The sequence below is a fragment of the Carboxylicivirga sediminis genome, assembly GCF_018156225.1.
Lineage (GTDB): Bacteria > Bacteroidota > Bacteroidia > Bacteroidales > Marinilabiliaceae > Carboxylicivirga > Carboxylicivirga sediminis.
The window spans coordinates 73,695-88,546 of the sequence record NZ_JAGTAR010000019.1 but is presented as its reverse complement, the minus strand read 5'-3'; the positions used below and the strand labels follow the sequence as shown (position 1 = coordinate 88,546).

The window sequence follows — 14,852 nt, the reverse complement described above, 5'->3', positions numbered from 1 at the left end:
TTATTGACCAATTAATTCTTCGATAACATGGTTGGCTCTTTCCTCATCCGTTGCATATCTGTTTTTTAAGGTATCACGAAAAAAAAACAGGCGTAAAACTGCAAACATGATAAATAGCTTAACCAGAATGATAACCCATAAAGTCCTTGCCCAAGGCGATAGGTTGCGAAAACCATCAACATAAAAATGATATATTTTTTTGAAAGTGTGCATGAATATCTACTTATCTGAAAAGCTCAAAAGAAAGAGCAAATTAATTACTTAAATTGAAAAGAAACACGATAAATGTCGCTTTTTAACAGACAATAGTTAGAACGTTTAAGCACTATTAATTCTTTTCAATAAATGTAAAAAATAATTAAATAGTGATTAGTCTTCCTTCTTTTATTTGATTGTTAGGGTATTAAAGAGGTAGGCCATGCTGAGTGTGATTGTAATAATGATTAATTGCATGTTAAAATCATTAAACAGATTTGGAAGTTAATTTGATTTTGTTCATCTTTACAAAGTAAACAGGTAATTAAATACCGAATAGGCAAATAAGACTGTATTCCTGATTTACAGTTGGATTTATGAATGATTTTAATTAAATTAAATGAGTTTCCCAAAATATTAACTGTTAAACACCCGAACAGTTGTGTTAAAGGAAACAGAAAATGTTAAACAATAATACCCAGAAAGATGACCGCAGAACAATTCAACCATCGACTATTGGGGCTTCAACAAAAAATGTTTAGCTATGCCCTTACATTAACAGCGAACGAGGAAGATGCACATGACCTTGTTCAGGAAACAAACTTCAGAGCCCTCTCTTCAAGAGAGAAGTTTGTAATGAATACCAATTTTTCAGCATGGATGCATACTATTATGCGCAATTCATTTATCAACAATTATCGTCGCAAGTATAAAATGCGTCAGGCACCAATGCTAGTTGATGAAGTTAACTACTTATCTAATAAGTACTACACTGATGATACGCCTGATGTTATACATTATACCGGTGAAATTCATTCGCAGATGAATAAGCTGGAAGGTGAGTTTAAACAGCCACTGACTATGCACATGGAAGGCTACAAATACAAAGAGATTGCTGAGCAGTTAGACATGCCAATAGGTACGGTGAAAAGTAGAATTTTCTTTGGTCGCAAAAAGCTTCAGAAGATGATCGAATTAGCGATTGACTAATATATTGATATAAGATCGTAAAAAAAAGGTAAACCAAGTGGTTTACCTTTTTTTTGTATAATAATTCTTTCTACTTCTTGCTTAACTTTGCAGCAGCTGCCTGGGCTTCTTTAATGATAGAAACAATAGAGATATCTTCTCCAAGTCCGGCTTGCATCCAGGCGTTAGGTGTGATAGAACCAATTTTAAATAATCGTTCAACTTCTGGTGCAAAGTCTGCTGTTTTAAGGTATTGCTCTACCTGGAACTGAATTAAATGGCCGAATGCATAGTTAGACAGGTAGATGGGACTATTAATCATGTGCGAGTAAATAGCCAGAATCGGCTGGTCCTTAATACCAAATGCAGGTGCATAAAACTCGTTCCAGATATCAATAGCAATTTCCTGTACAGCCACTTTTAATTCATCAGCAGTGGCTTCAGGATGGTTGTAAAGCCACTTCCACATGCGCTGGTCTAGCAGTGATACGCCCATGATTTCGTAGGTTGACCAGAAATTGTCCAGGATCTGTAAAGCTTCTTTCTCTAGATTGTCATTTTTCATATCCAGCAATTCCAAGTCTCGTTTCTGGAAGATGAAAGCCAGTGCCTCAGTAAACGCTGTGTTAGGTACACCGTTAAGCATGTAGTAATCCACATCATAAAGAGAGATGGTTTGCTCCACATTATGACCGAATTCGTGAATGGCAATGTTGTAGCCTTTATAATCCATGCCACTCTCCGGAATGCGTGTTCTCAGATGAGCTGTTTCTCCTTTCATAGAGGCGCCCCAGGCATGACCCGAACCGCGTGCTGGATCCACATCAATACGCTCTGCCAGAAAGGAGGCCTTTTCTTTCGTAAAACCTAATTTCACCAATAAATGGGCTAAGTCATCATCCAGGGCTTTGGCATTTGGGTAGCGCGAACGAGTCATCTTATTCAGCGCATTCTCATCAATGGAGCTACGGGCTTTAAACCCATCGTACCAGATGTCCCATGGTTGCAAATCACGTCCCAGTCGTTGCTTTATTAAGTCTCCAACTTGCATTAAGGCGTCTGATGACATGAACTCAACAAAAAGTTGTTCGGCATCTGCCTGGGTAATTTCCATGCCACCTTCGAAAGCTCGTTTCACAGCAGTGTTCAGGGGTGTGTAAGCATCCATCTGGCGCATGGCGTGGAAGTTGTTGATGATTTGCTGGTAGCGACCATTATTTTCGTTAGCTAGCTCCACTGCCTGTCCCTCCTTATAAACGGCATTGCTATAGGGATTCCACTGGTAGTTGCCATTATTGATAACATCCTTTGGTATGGTTTGATCGATGATGCGCTTCATCACTTCATAGACCATGCCTTGCAGTTGAACACCATCAGCTCCTTTGCTGTAATGCGATTTTATTTCATCGCGCAGGTTCCAGTGCGACAGTAGCACCATATCTTCAGGGAAGTAGGTTTGCATCTTTTCATCTACCAGTTGGCCCATGTATATATTGTAATTGGCAATATACATTTCTGATGCGGAACCAACTTCTGATACATTTTGAAGAATCTCAGCCGGAATACGTGCAGTAAATACATCTCCCATTCGGGCATAAGCCCATTCTTTCCTTGTCCAGGTAGCTGCGTTTTGTTCTTTTTCCGATAATGAATAGTAGGGGAAATTTAATGCAATATTAAAGGCCAGCTTGTTGCGGTACATATCTTCGATTAAATGAGAACCGGCACTGTATCCACCAAAGGTTTTGTCAATGTCGATGATGTCACCCATTGGCTCGTGGAGTGGACGCTGTAGGTCAAGGGCTATTTTATTGAAATGGCCGTAAAGAATTTCCAGGTTACGACTCACTTTTTCAAACATCAGCTCCTTTTGTGAAGCATCCGCTATAAAATGTTTTTCGCAGAATTGCTGAAAATCGCTTTCATTACCATCTACATTGCGCCAAAGTGAGGCAGCATGCTTAACCCCACGATTAATAAGCTGAACAGGGGTATTGGGATGTAATTTTTCAATAGCAGCCACAGTAGTACTTACAGTAGCCTCCGAAATATTAGCAATTTCGGTTTGTTGGGTTTTGTCACATTGTTCATGACAAGCTGTTATTGTCATGATTGATAATAGCAGAAACAGATATTTTTTCATACTGTGCGATTTGAATAAAACAGATTGTATTTCTCCAAAACTATAAAACACAGCGAGATAATAACAGGATATTTGGCAGTATTTGCCAAATATCCTGTCGCAATTGTCAGACTGCTTCTTTTTTCCATTTACCTTTTTTAAATAGCCAGGCGGCTAACAGGGTCATGCATCCTTCTGCAATGATGATGGCATAAAATGCACCTTCTTGTTGAAAACCAAGTTGCATGGCCAGTACATAGGCCAGCGGTATCTCAATCATCCAGAAGGCTACAATGTTAATGCGCGTTGGCGTTCTGGTATCACCAGCACCATTAAAGGCCTGCGTCATCACCATACCAATGCCGTAAAAGGCAAATCCATAGGAGATGATGCGCAAACATTGAATGCCTGCATTCAGCACTGTTTCATCAGTTGTGAATAAGCCAACAAACCAATGTGGATAAACTATAAACAGTATACTTAATCCACCTAAAAACACAAGATTAATGCGGGCAACACCCCATACGGCTTTTTCGGCACGTCCTGGTTCCTGAGCTCCCAGGTTCTGACCAACCAATGTGGCTGCTGCATTACTCAATCCCCACGATGGCAATAGTGAAAACAAGATGATGCGAATACCGATGGTGTAGCCAGCTAATACTTCGCTGCCAAAGTTGGAAATTATACGTACCAGAAATATCCAGCTGGATGTGGCAATTAATGATTGAGCAATACCACCAAGTGATATTTTGATGAGCTTAGCAATGCGTTGCCAATCAATAGTTAGCGGGATGCTGCTAAAACTGACCCGACCATTTCCTTTCCAAAGCACATAAAGCTGGTAGGCTACTGCGATACCTCGTCCAATATTAGTGGCTATCGCAGCACCGGCAATACCTAATTCAGGAAATGGCCCGATACCAAATATCAGCAAAGGATCAAGGATAATGTTCAATCCATTGGCAATCCACAAAACCCGCATGGCAATGGCTGCATCGCCTGCACCACGAAATATGGCGTTGTTGATAAAAAGCAGCATGATTACCAGATTGCCGCCAAACATGATGGATGTGTAGGTCGACAATTCGTTGATGATAGCTGATGATGTCCCCATTAACTGCAATAAGTCCTTAGCAAATATAACACCAGGGATTGCGATTATCAGTGAGATAAGAGAGCCTGCTATAATAGCTTGCATGCCTTCTTTTGATGCCTCTGTTTTGTTTTTCTCACCAATTCGGCGAGATACGAGGGCTGTAGTGGCCATGCTTAAACCAAAGGCAATGGCATAAATGATGGTTAATACGCTTTCGGTGATACCTACAGTTGCAACAGCATCGGCTCCAAGCCGGCCAACAAAGTAGATGTCGGCCACAGCAAATACCGATTCCATCACCATCTCCAATACCATAGGAATGGCTAATAGAAACACAGCTCGCCCTAAAGGAATCTGTGTGTAATCCTGGGATGAACCAGCCAGGGCCTCTTTAAAGTCATTCCAGATTGTACTCAAGCGTTTGGTATTAATCTTTTGTAATAATATAGTTCTATTTTGTTTAGTCATCACGTTTTAATTTCTGTTTTAACTTAAATTTTGAATGAAGTGTCAGGTGCTTGAAATTATTTGTACAAGCAAAAACAGATGTGCACACGCGCACGGATACAGGATAAACAGCTGGTGTCATCATGGTAAAATCCTCCTTAGTTAATTTGATTAAATAATAAATGAAATGAATGGATACAATGAGTTGACCTTGCTTAGAAGTTATAGCAGATGCTATAGGTCGGATATTTGGATATGTAGCTCATTGTCATCATAATGACACAAAGATGCTTAGAATCATTGATATGTGCAAGATGTATGGGTCGGAAATATTATAAAAAGTAGTATTTTGGCGGCAGAAAATTAAAGACTTATCAAATGAATGACCAAAGCCGCCTGATTTCAACCGTTAGCTACATCACCATTGTTGGATGGGTTATCGCATTAATACTTCGACAAAATGAGAATCCTAAAAGTGAATTAGGTTTGTTTCATCTGCGCCAATCATTTGGAACGCTTATCCTCTTCTTTATCGCCTCTTTAGCTAAAATAATGTTGGCAACTATTGGCCTGTCCTGGCTGGGAAATGCAGTTGGATTAGTCGTTTTAGTTGTGTGGTTAATAGGCCTAATTGGTGCTATCCAAGGCCGTTTTACGAAGGTGCCTTTTATTGGTGATTGGTTTCAGGAGAATTTCAGGTTTATCTCCTGATACTATAAAAACATTTCGCACCATATCTCAAATTGCTTTACCTGGTGTTCACCATGCTTGCGCATCGATTTAATAATCTTAATAGTGCTTTTAGCTTCTCTTAATGAGCGGCTTTTGCTATAGAATTTATCGGCGAAGCAGATAATCTGTTCTTCAATACTTATGGGTTGCATGTTGCGATGTGGGACAGGTAATTTCTGTTTTATGATGTCATCAACAGATAATCCGGTTCCTGTATGTCGTTCGCATACGAGTGCATGCCTCGGATAGCCTTCTCTTTTAAGCAGGTCGTGCCCAAGGTAACCATGGCAGATGTATGGAAATGTGCCATAGCAGTTTAAATCAGGAGCATTGGTGAGGTAGATGCCAATGTCGTGTAACATGGCAGCTTCAGCCACAAATTGCGTATCCGCTTCCAATTCAGGGTGGTTGGAGACAACGTTGAGTGCTTTATCCCTAACGGCTTTACTGTGTTCAGTTAAGGTCACCCACAGTGGCGAGTTTGGGGTGTAATATTTGTTGATGATAGCTTCTGTATTCATGCCACAAAAATACAAAAAGGCTCTTAGCTTATTTATAACCTTGTCAATAAGCCACGAGCCTTTTGTCTTTTATCATTTATGTCGGCTTTTTAGTTCGCGGGCCAAATCCTCAATACGGTAGCCTTTGTGGGTTAAAAGCACAATCAGATGGTAAAGCAAATCGGCCCCTTCATACAAAAAGTTTTCATCATCATTGGCCATTGCACCAATAACTGTTTCAATAGCTTCCTCACCTACCTTTTGAGTAATTGTTCTCACACCTTTAGTGAATAATTTAGTGGTGTAGGAATTCTCAGGCATTTCTTCTTTTCGCTTGTCGATAAAATCCTGTAAGGTTTTTAAAAACAGGATGTCCTCACTGGTATTCTCTTCTCCCCAACAGGTATCAGTTCCTTTATGACAAACAGGGCCAACAGGATCTACCTTAATCAGCAAGGTATCGTTATCGCAATCGATAGCCATTGATACAACATTCAGGAAGTTACCTGACTCTTCGCCCTTGGTCCAAAGGCGCTCTTTGGTGCGTGAATAGAACGTGACTTTGCGTTCGGCTTTTGTCTTTTCATAGGCCTCTTCGTTCATAAAGCCCAGCATCAGCACCTTGTTGCTGGTGTTATCCTGAATAATGGCAGGTACGAGGCCATTGTTGAGTTTATCGAAGTTTATTGTCATTATGGTATTTTTATGGTTATTATAATCTTATTGGAATTTGTTCATTATTCAGATACTTTTTCAGTTCCCGTATACCAATCTCTTTAAAGTGAAATATACTTGCGGCCAATCCAGCATCGGCTTTACCTATCGTGAATACATCTTTAAAGTGCTCCATCTTGCCTGCTCCACCTGACGCTATTATTGGAATATTAAGGCTGTCACTCAATTTAGCCAATGCCTTATTGGCAAAGCCCTGCTTCACACCATCGTGATCCATGCTGGTGAAAAGTATCTCCCCGGCACCACGCTCTTCACACTCTCTGGCCCATGAAAAAAGCCTCTTGTCTGTCGGGATACGTCCTCCATTGACTGTGACTACCCAATCGTCGCCTTGCTGGTGCTTGGCATCGATGGCGGCTACCACAAACTGGCTGCCGAAGTTCTGGGCCAATTCATTTATCAATTGGGGATTACGAACTGCTGATGAGTTAACAGAAATCTTATCAGCACCGGCATTCAATAAGGCGTCGGCGTCACCTAGTTCACTAATGCCACCACCAACTGTAAAAGGTATGTTAATGTTTCGGGCAATGCGCTTAACTAGATCCACAAAGGTTTTGCGTCCTTCATGACTGGCTGTAATATCCAGAAACACCAATTCGTCGGCTCCCTGCTCGGCATATAATGCTCCCAACTCAACTGGGTCGCCCACTTCTTTTATTTCAACAAACTTTACCCCTTTAACCGTTTGGCCATTTTTAATATCGAGGCATGGTATTATTCGTTTTGCTAGCATGGTTTTTAAGTTAATTAGTTTTATTAGTCAGCAGTCAGTAGTCAGTAGTCAGTAGATGGTTGATTACCTGCTGGCAGACTCTTTTACTTTAAGTATTAGAGAGGATAACATTTTTGCAAGTTCTGTGAATCTTGCATCTATACTGTCGAAATCATCTTTTATCAAGTAGTTAACACGATAAGCAATTTCAAGTTGAGTCTGACATTCATAAACTGATCCTTGTGCTATCTGAAGAAATCGTGCAAAATCCTTGGTGTGATTTCGTCCATATCCTTCAGCAATATTTGAAGGAACGGAAACGGAACTTCTTCTTACTTGAGACGACAGTCCATACTCTTCTGATTTGGGAAAAGAGTTGGTCAGGTTATAGATCTCAACCGATAAGTCCATTGATTTCTGCCAAACTAATAATTCTCTAAATGTTTTCATATTTGTATCTGCTTAGGGTTATAACTACTGACTTTCAGCTACTTTCTACTAACTATATTAAGAATCGCCCCAGCTCCTTAAGCTGAATCTTTCCTTCATAAATTGCTTTACCGAAAATGACAGCAGGGATGTTGGCTTCCGCCAGTTTCTCAATATCCTTAATCCCACTCACTCCACCACTGGCTACAAGGTATAATTCCGGAAGTTTACCAAGTATCTCCTGATATAATTCAATGGCAGGTCCCTGCAACATTCCATCTTTGCTGATATCCGTACAAATCACTTTCTGTATGCCCTTTTCAGTGTAACCTTTGATAAAAGGGATCAACTTCTGGTCGGTTTCTTCAAGCCAGCCGGTTACAGCAATTTTATTGTCTTTGGCATCTGCTCCCAGTATGATTTTCTCAGAACCATATTGTTCTATCCAGCTTTCGAATTCCTCAGAATTCTTAACTGCGATGGAGCCACCTGTGACCATCTGCGCACCTGATTCAAATGCAATATGCAAATCTTGAGAACGTTTTAAACCACCGCCAAAGTCAATGATTAGATTGGTTTTGCCAGCGATGCGTTCAAGCACTTTGTAGTTGATGATTCGTCCGGCTTTAGCACCGTCCAGATCCACCAGATGAAGCCGTTTAATGCCATGGTCTTCAAATTCTTTGGCTACTTCAAGTGGATCTTCGTTATATACTTTTTTACTGTTGTAATCACCCTGACTAAGTCGCACACACTTACCATCAATAATGTCAATGGCTGGTATGATGTCTATTTTATTCATTTTTTTTTAAAAAGCTGTTAGCTGCTAGCCTATGGCCGTCAGCTCTCCTGTTCGCAAGCTCACAGGATGGTTAATAGTATTATAATCTTAAAAAGTTAGCTAAAATGCGTTCGCCTACTGAACCACTTTTTTCAGGATGAAACTGAGTGGCGTAGAAATTGTCCTTTTGCAAAGCAGAGCTATAAGGTAGAATGTAATTGGTTGTGGCCGCCGTATCTTCACCCAGAGCTACATAGTAGCTGTGTACAAAATAGACGTACTCACCTTCCAGTGATGCATCAAAAAGCGGTGTTTTCACATCGGTAATCTGGTTCCACCCCATGTGTGGGATTTTAATGTTTTCCATGTTGCTTTCTGGCAGCTGGAATTTTCTTACTTTTTCATCGAAAATATTTAAGCAGTCGACATGACCTTCCTCAGAATGGCTGCACATGAGCTGCATACCCAGGCAGATACCCAAAACGGGCTGTTTCAGGTTAACAATCACTTTATTGAGTCCTGTTTTTCGCAGGTATGCCATGGTGGTGCTGGCCTCGCCAACTCCTGGAAATATGACTTTGTCAGCTTGTTGAATTAGGGCTGGATCAGCAGTAATCTCTGCTTCGTAACCTAATCTCAGCAAGGCATTATTAACCGAACGAATATTGCCGGCGTTGTATTTGATGATAACGATTTTTTGAGAGTCCGATGCTCGAAGTCCGGAGTCCGAAGAAAAAGTGTCAGAGTTTTTCGAACTTATATTCATGTTGTTATAGTTTAGATTTTAGACCTTTAATCATTCGTTCAATTTCTTCTAATTGAGCTATTAATTTGTTTAGTTCATCTGATGATAAAAAGCCCACATTTGTTGCAATCTCCAATTGTGTCTGTACCTCGTAATTGGAACCTAATGCAATGGCCAGAAATCTGGAAAAGTCGCCATCTGATTTTCTACCAAAGCCTTCGGCAATGTTAGAAGGAATAGAAACGGAGGCTCGTCTTAGCTGATTGGTTAAGCCAAATTTCTCATCATCAGGAAAGCCTGATGTTGCATTGTATGCTTCAGTTACAAAATCCATTGACTTTTGCCATACGAGAAGTTCTCTGAATGTTTTCATTGTTGGTTATTTATGGTTGTGTTTACTTCGGGCCTCGGACTTTGAGCTTCGGACTTATTTCACTTCCTCCCCAATCTTCTTAACTAATGCGGCAAACTCCTCTTCATTAAATAAGCGAGTCAGGAATATGATTTTACCTTCTTTATCAATCAGCACGTTGCGGGTTACACCGGCTTTCTTATCCGCATACAATCCAAAGATGTTGGCATTATCATCAAGACCCATTGGGTAGCTGATACCTGTCGCTTCAATCATCTCAAGGGCTTTTGCTTTTGGTTCGTCTCTGTCAACGCCAAATACCTTTAATCCTTTGTCTTTATAGGCCTGCCATATTTCTTTTTCGATGTGTGGCATTTCTTTGCGGCACACTCCACACCAACTGGCCGTAAACTGTAGCATAACTACGTGCCCGCGCAGGTCTGATAATTTTACACTTGAACCATCAGTTAAGGTCATTTCAAAGTCGGGAGCCATATCGCCAACCTTAACTAAATATCCGCGGTCATCAGCCTTTTGAGCAAAGCTGTTAATGGTTAATAAAGCAACTGCCACTAGTGTTATTAACTGTTTCATGGGTATCATTTTTGTTTGTAAAAATTAGTTAGGCGAATATGATGGTTTTATTTTTATATACCAATGTCTTGCGGTCGATATGTGCCTGAACAGCACGCGACAGCACCATCTTTTCCACATCTTTTCCTTTTTGTACAAGGCTCTGAACCGTATCGTGGTGCGATATTTTTATCACATCCTGCTCGATAATTGGCCCGGCATCCAAATCTGAAGTGACATAGTGCCCGGTGGCACCAATCAGCTTCACGCCTCGTGAGTGTGCTGCATGGTAGGGCTTTGCCCCCGCAAAAGCCGGCAGGAAAGAATGGTGAATGTTGATGATCCGATTTGGGTAAAGCGCATTGAACTCCGATGACAGAATCTGCATGTAACGCGCCAGCACGATGAAGTCCACCTTGTACTCTTTACACAAGCGAATTTGCTCAGCTTCTACCTCGGGTTTATTGTCTTTGGTGAGTGATAAATGGAAATAAGGGATGTCAAACTGATTAGCCACCTGCTCCAAATCTTTGTGGTTACTGATGATGAGCGGTATCTCAACATTCAGTTCGCCTGCACTGTAGCGTGCCAATAGATCATACAAACAGTGAGATGCCCTCGAAACAAAGATAGCCATGCGTGGTATCTGCGATGAGAAGTTCAATGTCCACACCATTTGCATTGGCGTGGCAATGGCTTCTTCAAAGGTCTGCTGAAGCTTTTCAGGGGCAATAGCAAATCCATCGAGGTCCCATTCCACTCGCATAAAAAAACGCTCCTCAGCCCGGTCGGTGTGCTGATCGAGGTACAGGATGTTTCCGTTGTGGCGGTTAATAAAATCGGTGACGTTGGCAACAATCCCTCTCTGGTCGGGACAATGGATGCGTATAATGGCGGTGTTTTGCATGCTAATGATATTTTAGTCAGTAGTCAGTAGTCAGTAGTCAGCAGACCGAAGACCGAGGTGTTTATCTATACGTCTTACGGACTTTGTACTTCAGACTCCTGACTTTAATTTTTAATCGTGTTAATAAATGCCTTAATCTGTTGTTTGTCGGCCCCATGTTCGCCGAGTAGTTTCACGAAGGCACTGCCGATGATGGCTCCGGCTGCATGCTGGCAGGCTGTTGCAAAGGTGTCACGATTGCCAATACCAAAGCCGATCAGTCGAGGCCTCTGCAAGCCTAAGCTATTCACGCGGTTGAAATAGTCTATTTGATTCTGTTGCACATTCTGTTTGGCGCCGGTGACCGATGCCGATGATACGACATAAATAAAACCTGTGCTGTGCGCATCAATCAAACGGATGCGCTCATCCGATGTTTGCGGTGTAATCAGAAAGATATTGGCGATACCCGCTTCATTGAACAAGTTTTCATATAGCTCACGGTATTCATCGAAGGGCAGGTCGGGGATGATGACGCCATCCACGCCAATTTCCTGACATTTGCCAATGAACTTCTCAACACCGAATTTAAATACCGGATTAAAATAGCCCATTAATACAACAGGTATCGTAATGCTTTCGCGCATTGTCTCTAACTGTTCAAACAGCAACTGAATGCTCATGCCGTTGTCCAATGCTTGCTCGCTGCTGGCCTGGATGGTGGGGCCATCGGCCAAAGGGTCTGAAAATGGCATACCTATCTCCACCAGGTCAGCGCCTCCTTCCTGCAAGGCTTCCAGCACTGGCATGGTGTCATTTACAGTGGGGTAGCCGGCTGTATAGTATACCGAGCAGATATTTTCTTGGCTCTCAAAGAGTTTTTTAAGTCTATTCATAATAATCAACTAGTTTGGCGTGTTAAACTAAAAACCAAAGCGTTCCATGTAAGTAGCCATGTCTTTATCGCCTCTTCCTGAGAGGGTAATCACCACGGCCTCGTCCTTTTGAAACTGCATCTTGTTGAGCGCTGCTAATGCATGGGCCGATTCAAGGGCTGGAATAATCCCTTCGAGTTGTGTTAACTGCAGGGCGGCATCCAGGGCCTCTTTATCGGTGGCCGATAGAAACTGTGCGCGACCCGTATCAAACAAATGGGCATGCTGAGGGCCAATGCCCGGGTAATCCAATCCCGCTGAGATGGAGTAGGGTTCGGTGATCTGTCCATCTTCACTCTGCATCAGGAAGGTTTTACTGCCATGGATAATGCCCATATCGCCCAGAGCGATGGTGGCCGCTGTTTCACCTGAGTCAACGCCCATTCCCGAGGCTTCTACTGCCACCAGTTTTACTTTTTCGTCGTCCAGAAAATGGTAAAACGAGCCGGCGGCATTACTACCACCACCTACACAGGCAATCACATAATCAGGATAGTCCTTACTTGTTTTTTCACTTATCTGGAGCTTTATCTCTTCACTGATAACCGCCTGCAGGCGTGCCACCATATCGGGATAAGGATGGGGTCCTACTACCGAACCAATAAGGTAAAAGGTGTCCTCGGGGTTGCATATCCAGTCGCGCAAAGCCTCGTTGGTGGCATCTTTCAGTGTTTTACTGCCAGAGGTGGCTGCCTTCACTTCGGCACCCAGCATCTTCATGCGCGCCACATTGGGTGCTTGTCTTTTAATATCCACTTCACCCATGTACACCACACATTGCAGACCCATAAGCGCACAGGCTGTAGCAGTGGCCACACCATGCTGTCCGGCACCTGTTTCAGCAATGATGCGTTGTTTGCCCATGTGCTTGGCAATCAGAATCTGTCCAACCGTGTTATTAATCTTGTGCGCACCCGTGTGGTTCAGATCCTCGCGTTTGAGGTACACATTGGTTTGGTACTTGTCCGATAGTCGTTTGGCCAGATAAAGTGGCGAAGGGCGTCCCACATAATCCTTCAGCAAGGCTTTGTACTCTTGCTGAAAAGCTGGTGAATCAATGATTTCTTTGTAAACCTTCTTCAGGTTCTCAATATTTGGGTAGAGCATCTCTGGTATGTAGGCCCCTCCAAAGCGGCCATACATGCCTTTTTCATCTGCCTGGTATTTACTCTGCTTGCTCATGCTTTATTTGTCTTATCGCATTAAAAAATTCTGAAAGGAGCGGAATATCTTTAAGTGCTGGTTTAATTTCAAATTTGCTATTGATGTCTATGGCTTTCAGGTTGAGGTTTTCCAGTTGCTGAATGTCGGCCACATCATCGGGGCCAATGCCGCCGCTTAAAAATACCGGACGTGCATTGTTGTAGTTGGTCAATAATTGCCAGTTAAACTTTTGTCCACTGCCACCAAAAGCCTTGGTCTGTGTGTCGAACAAAAAGTAGTCGCAATAGTCTTGATAACGCCTGGTTTGTTGAAAGTCAAATGATTCATCTATACGAAATGCTTTCATCACCTGTGCGCCCGACTGCTTCAGGATGAAGCATAGTTCAGGTGACTCATCGCCATGTAGCTGAATGATGTCAAGTCCAAAGGCGATGCGTTTCTCGTTAATGGTGCGTTCGCTGGCATTGACAAAAACGCCTACCTTTTTAATGGATGCATCCATATGCACCTGGGGTGGTTTTTGTACATAGCGTGGTGACTTTTCGTAAAAAATGAAGCCAATGTAATCGGGCTTTAGCTCAATAAGCTCCTGTAAATTGGAGCTATCGCGCATGCCACATACTTTTATTTCGGGTGTCGGATTCATCCTTTGTTACTTAACTGGTTAATGTGCTATTAGGCATTGGCTTTAACGGCAATGGCTTTGGCAAACCTGGCAAAAGCCTCGGCTGGGTTGCTGGTTTTCATAAAGTTTTCACCAATCAGGAAGCCATCGAAACCGTTCTCTCGCAGGAAGAACACGTCTTCGGGCGAATGAATGCCACTTTCTGAAATCTTCAGCTTGTCTGCTGGAAGCGTATTAGCCAGCTGAATGGACTGCTCCAGATTCACTACAAAGGTTTTGAGGTTGCGGTTGTTGATGCCCACCACATCCACAAACGGATTGAGTTTATCAGTTTCTTCGGGAGCGTGTAACTCCATCAGTACCTCCATGCCCAGATAGTTGGCCAGGGCGCCCAGCTCTTTCGCCTGGTTGACATCCAGAATGGCAGCGATGAGTAAAATAGCACTGGCACCAATGGCTTTGGCTTCGTACACCTGGTAAGGATCAATGATAAAATCCTTGCGCAGAATAGGAATGGACGTCACAGCTCTGGCTGTTGTTAAGTCCTGATTACATCCGCCAAAAAACTGCTGATCGGTTAATACCGAAAGGGCAGAGGAGCCGGCTTTTTCATAGCCTGTTACCACCTCTTCAACGGTTGCATTGCCATTGATGATGCCTTTAGAAGGCGACTGACGTTTAAACTCAGTGATGACACCCGTTTTGCCGGGATCTGCAATGGAGCCCTTTAATGAAGGAACGGCTTCGTTAAAGAGTGGTTGGTCCATCAGCTGCTCCTGCGAAATGGTTTTTGCAGCTTGTTGAACCTCAATTTTCTTGTGGGCTACTATTTTATCGAGAATATTCATGGC

Annotated in this window: 17 protein-coding genes and 1 pseudogene; 2 read left to right on the top strand and 16 right to left on the bottom strand. The window is 42.5% G+C overall.

The annotated features are described in order from the left end of the window. Entirely contained in the window at positions 1–213 is a 213-nt protein-coding gene (locus tag KDU71_RS13065) for a DUF4492 domain-containing protein (RefSeq protein ID WP_212191525.1), read from the bottom strand. A gap of 468 nt (positions 214–681) precedes the next feature. On the opposite strand from KDU71_RS13065, the gene KDU71_RS13060 reads away from it, so the two are divergent. Beyond that, positions 682–1,185, top strand: a complete 504-nt coding sequence (locus KDU71_RS13060; RefSeq protein WP_212191524.1) for a sigma-70 family RNA polymerase sigma factor — start codon at positions 682–684, stop codon at positions 1,183–1,185. Between the two features lie 70 nt (positions 1,186–1,255). Here the strand turns inward: KDU71_RS13060 and KDU71_RS13055 are convergent, their stop codons facing one another. Both KDU71_RS13055 and KDU71_RS13050 read right to left on the bottom strand, forming a co-directional pair. Then, positions 1,256–3,307 carry a hypothetical protein gene (locus KDU71_RS13055; protein WP_212191523.1) on the bottom strand — a complete coding sequence of 684 codons (2,052 nt, stop codon included), beginning with the start codon at positions 3,305–3,307 and terminating at the stop codon, positions 1,256–1,258. A 106-nt stretch (positions 3,308–3,413) separates the two neighbouring features. Then, positions 3,414–4,850 (bottom strand): MATE family efflux transporter, encoded by a 1,437-nt coding sequence (locus tag KDU71_RS13050; protein WP_212191522.1) that lies wholly within the window; start codon positions 4,848–4,850, stop codon positions 3,414–3,416. A gap of 357 nt (positions 4,851–5,207) precedes the next feature. Here KDU71_RS13050 and KDU71_RS13045 point away from each other — a divergent pair, with 357 nt between their 5' ends. Continuing rightward, complete coding sequence (locus tag KDU71_RS13045; protein WP_212191521.1) at positions 5,208–5,540, top strand: hypothetical protein; 333 nt, start codon at positions 5,208–5,210, stop codon at positions 5,538–5,540. A gap of 2 nt (positions 5,541–5,542) precedes the next feature. On the opposite strand, the gene KDU71_RS13040 is transcribed toward KDU71_RS13045, so the two are convergent. The 13 genes and pseudogenes from KDU71_RS13040 to trpC all read right to left on the bottom strand — a co-directional run bounded on the left by KDU71_RS13040 (position 5,543) and on the right by trpC (position 14,849). After that, positions 5,543–6,082, bottom strand: coding sequence for an HD domain-containing protein (locus KDU71_RS13040; protein ID WP_212191520.1), 540 nt, complete (start codon positions 6,080–6,082; stop codon positions 5,543–5,545). A 72-nt stretch (positions 6,083–6,154) separates the two neighbouring features. Then, positions 6,155–6,760 (bottom strand): annotated as a pseudogene (gene hisIE, locus KDU71_RS13035) (bifunctional phosphoribosyl-AMP cyclohydrolase/phosphoribosyl-ATP diphosphatase HisIE); the annotation flags it as partial. 13 nt (positions 6,761–6,773) lie between these two features. Next, positions 6,774–7,532: an imidazole glycerol phosphate synthase subunit HisF gene (hisF, locus tag KDU71_RS13030; RefSeq protein ID WP_212191518.1), complete on the bottom strand. Its 759-nt coding sequence runs from the start codon at positions 7,530–7,532 to the stop codon at positions 6,774–6,776. A gap of 63 nt (positions 7,533–7,595) precedes the next feature. Further along, positions 7,596–7,961: a four helix bundle protein gene (locus KDU71_RS13025; protein WP_212191517.1), complete on the bottom strand. Its 366-nt coding sequence runs from the start codon at positions 7,959–7,961 to the stop codon at positions 7,596–7,598. A 52-nt stretch (positions 7,962–8,013) separates the two neighbouring features. After that, positions 8,014–8,742, bottom strand: coding sequence for a 1-(5-phosphoribosyl)-5-[(5-phosphoribosylamino)methylideneamino]imidazole-4-carboxamide isomerase (hisA, locus tag KDU71_RS13020; protein ID WP_212191516.1), 729 nt, complete (start codon positions 8,740–8,742; stop codon positions 8,014–8,016). 79 nt (positions 8,743–8,821) lie between these two features. Next, a complete protein-coding gene (gene hisH / locus KDU71_RS13015) occupies positions 8,822–9,487 on the bottom strand; it encodes an imidazole glycerol phosphate synthase subunit HisH (RefSeq protein WP_212191515.1) in 666 nt (221 codons plus the stop codon). Positions 9,488–9,491: 4 nt separating this feature from the next. Then, the gene (locus tag KDU71_RS13010) at positions 9,492–9,839 is read right to left on the bottom strand and encodes a four helix bundle protein (protein WP_212191514.1); all 348 of its coding nucleotides are present in this window, start codon (positions 9,837–9,839) and stop codon (positions 9,492–9,494) included. Between the two features lie 54 nt (positions 9,840–9,893). After that, positions 9,894–10,412 carry a TlpA family protein disulfide reductase gene (locus KDU71_RS13005; RefSeq protein ID WP_212191513.1) on the bottom strand — a complete coding sequence of 173 codons (519 nt, stop codon included), beginning with the start codon at positions 10,410–10,412 and terminating at the stop codon, positions 9,894–9,896. A gap of 28 nt (positions 10,413–10,440) precedes the next feature. Beyond that, positions 10,441–11,298, bottom strand: a complete 858-nt coding sequence (gene purU / locus KDU71_RS13000) for a formyltetrahydrofolate deformylase (protein ID WP_212191512.1) — start codon at positions 11,296–11,298, stop codon at positions 10,441–10,443. A 104-nt stretch (positions 11,299–11,402) separates the two neighbouring features. Continuing rightward, positions 11,403–12,173 (bottom strand): tryptophan synthase subunit alpha, encoded by a 771-nt coding sequence (gene trpA, locus KDU71_RS12995; RefSeq protein WP_212191511.1) that lies wholly within the window; start codon positions 12,171–12,173, stop codon positions 11,403–11,405. Positions 12,174–12,200: 27 nt separating this feature from the next. Further along, the gene (trpB, locus tag KDU71_RS12990) at positions 12,201–13,394 is read right to left on the bottom strand and encodes a tryptophan synthase subunit beta (protein WP_212191510.1); all 1,194 of its coding nucleotides are present in this window, start codon (positions 13,392–13,394) and stop codon (positions 12,201–12,203) included. Then, positions 13,378–14,022: a phosphoribosylanthranilate isomerase gene (locus KDU71_RS12985; protein WP_212191509.1), complete on the bottom strand. Its 645-nt coding sequence runs from the start codon at positions 14,020–14,022 to the stop codon at positions 13,378–13,380. Before KDU71_RS12985 ends, trpB begins: the two co-directional genes overlap by 17 nt. Before the next feature lie 29 nt (positions 14,023–14,051). After that, complete coding sequence (gene trpC, locus KDU71_RS12980; protein ID WP_212191508.1) at positions 14,052–14,849, bottom strand: indole-3-glycerol phosphate synthase TrpC; 798 nt, start codon at positions 14,847–14,849, stop codon at positions 14,052–14,054. Positions 14,850–14,852 lie beyond the last annotated feature (3 nt).

Bases quoted from the DNA above. Each gene is read 5' to 3' on its own strand.
- hisF (WP_212191518.1), bottom strand. From the start codon at position 7,532: ATGCTAGCAAAACGAATAATACCATGCCTCGATATTAAAAATGGCCAA.
- KDU71_RS13055 (WP_212191523.1), bottom strand. From the start codon at position 3,307: ATGAAAAAATATCTGTTTCTGCTATTATCAATCATGACAATAACAGCT.
- trpC (WP_212191508.1), bottom strand. From the start codon at position 14,849: ATGAATATTCTCGATAAAATAGTAGCCCACAAGAAAATTGAGGTTCAA.
- hisH (WP_212191515.1), bottom strand. From the start codon at position 9,487: ATGAATATAAGTTCGAAAAACTCTGACACTTTTTCTTCGGACTCCGGA.
- KDU71_RS13045 (WP_212191521.1), top strand. From the start codon at position 5,208: ATGAATGACCAAAGCCGCCTGATTTCAACCGTTAGCTACATCACCATT.
- KDU71_RS13050 (WP_212191522.1), bottom strand. From the start codon at position 4,850: ATGACTAAACAAAATAGAACTATATTATTACAAAAGATTAATACCAAA.
- KDU71_RS13010 (WP_212191514.1), bottom strand. From the start codon at position 9,839: ATGAAAACATTCAGAGAACTTCTCGTATGGCAAAAGTCAATGGATTTT.
- trpA (WP_212191511.1), bottom strand. From the start codon at position 12,173: ATGAATAGACTTAAAAAACTCTTTGAGAGCCAAGAAAATATCTGCTCG.
- KDU71_RS13040 (WP_212191520.1), bottom strand. From the start codon at position 6,082: ATGAATACAGAAGCTATCATCAACAAATATTACACCCCAAACTCGCCA.
- KDU71_RS13060 (WP_212191524.1), top strand. From the start codon at position 682: ATGACCGCAGAACAATTCAACCATCGACTATTGGGGCTTCAACAAAAA.
- trpB (WP_212191510.1), bottom strand. From the start codon at position 13,394: ATGAGCAAGCAGAGTAAATACCAGGCAGATGAAAAAGGCATGTATGGC.
- KDU71_RS13065 (WP_212191525.1), bottom strand. From the start codon at position 213: ATGCACACTTTCAAAAAAATATATCATTTTTATGTTGATGGTTTTCGC.
- purU (WP_212191512.1), bottom strand. From the start codon at position 11,298: ATGCAAAACACCGCCATTATACGCATCCATTGTCCCGACCAGAGAGGG.
- hisA (WP_212191516.1), bottom strand. From the start codon at position 8,742: ATGAATAAAATAGACATCATACCAGCCATTGACATTATTGATGGTAAG.
- KDU71_RS13005 (WP_212191513.1), bottom strand. From the start codon at position 10,412: ATGAAACAGTTAATAACACTAGTGGCAGTTGCTTTATTAACCATTAAC.
- KDU71_RS12985 (WP_212191509.1), bottom strand. From the start codon at position 14,022: ATGAATCCGACACCCGAAATAAAAGTATGTGGCATGCGCGATAGCTCC.
- KDU71_RS13025 (WP_212191517.1), bottom strand. From the start codon at position 7,961: ATGAAAACATTTAGAGAATTATTAGTTTGGCAGAAATCAATGGACTTA.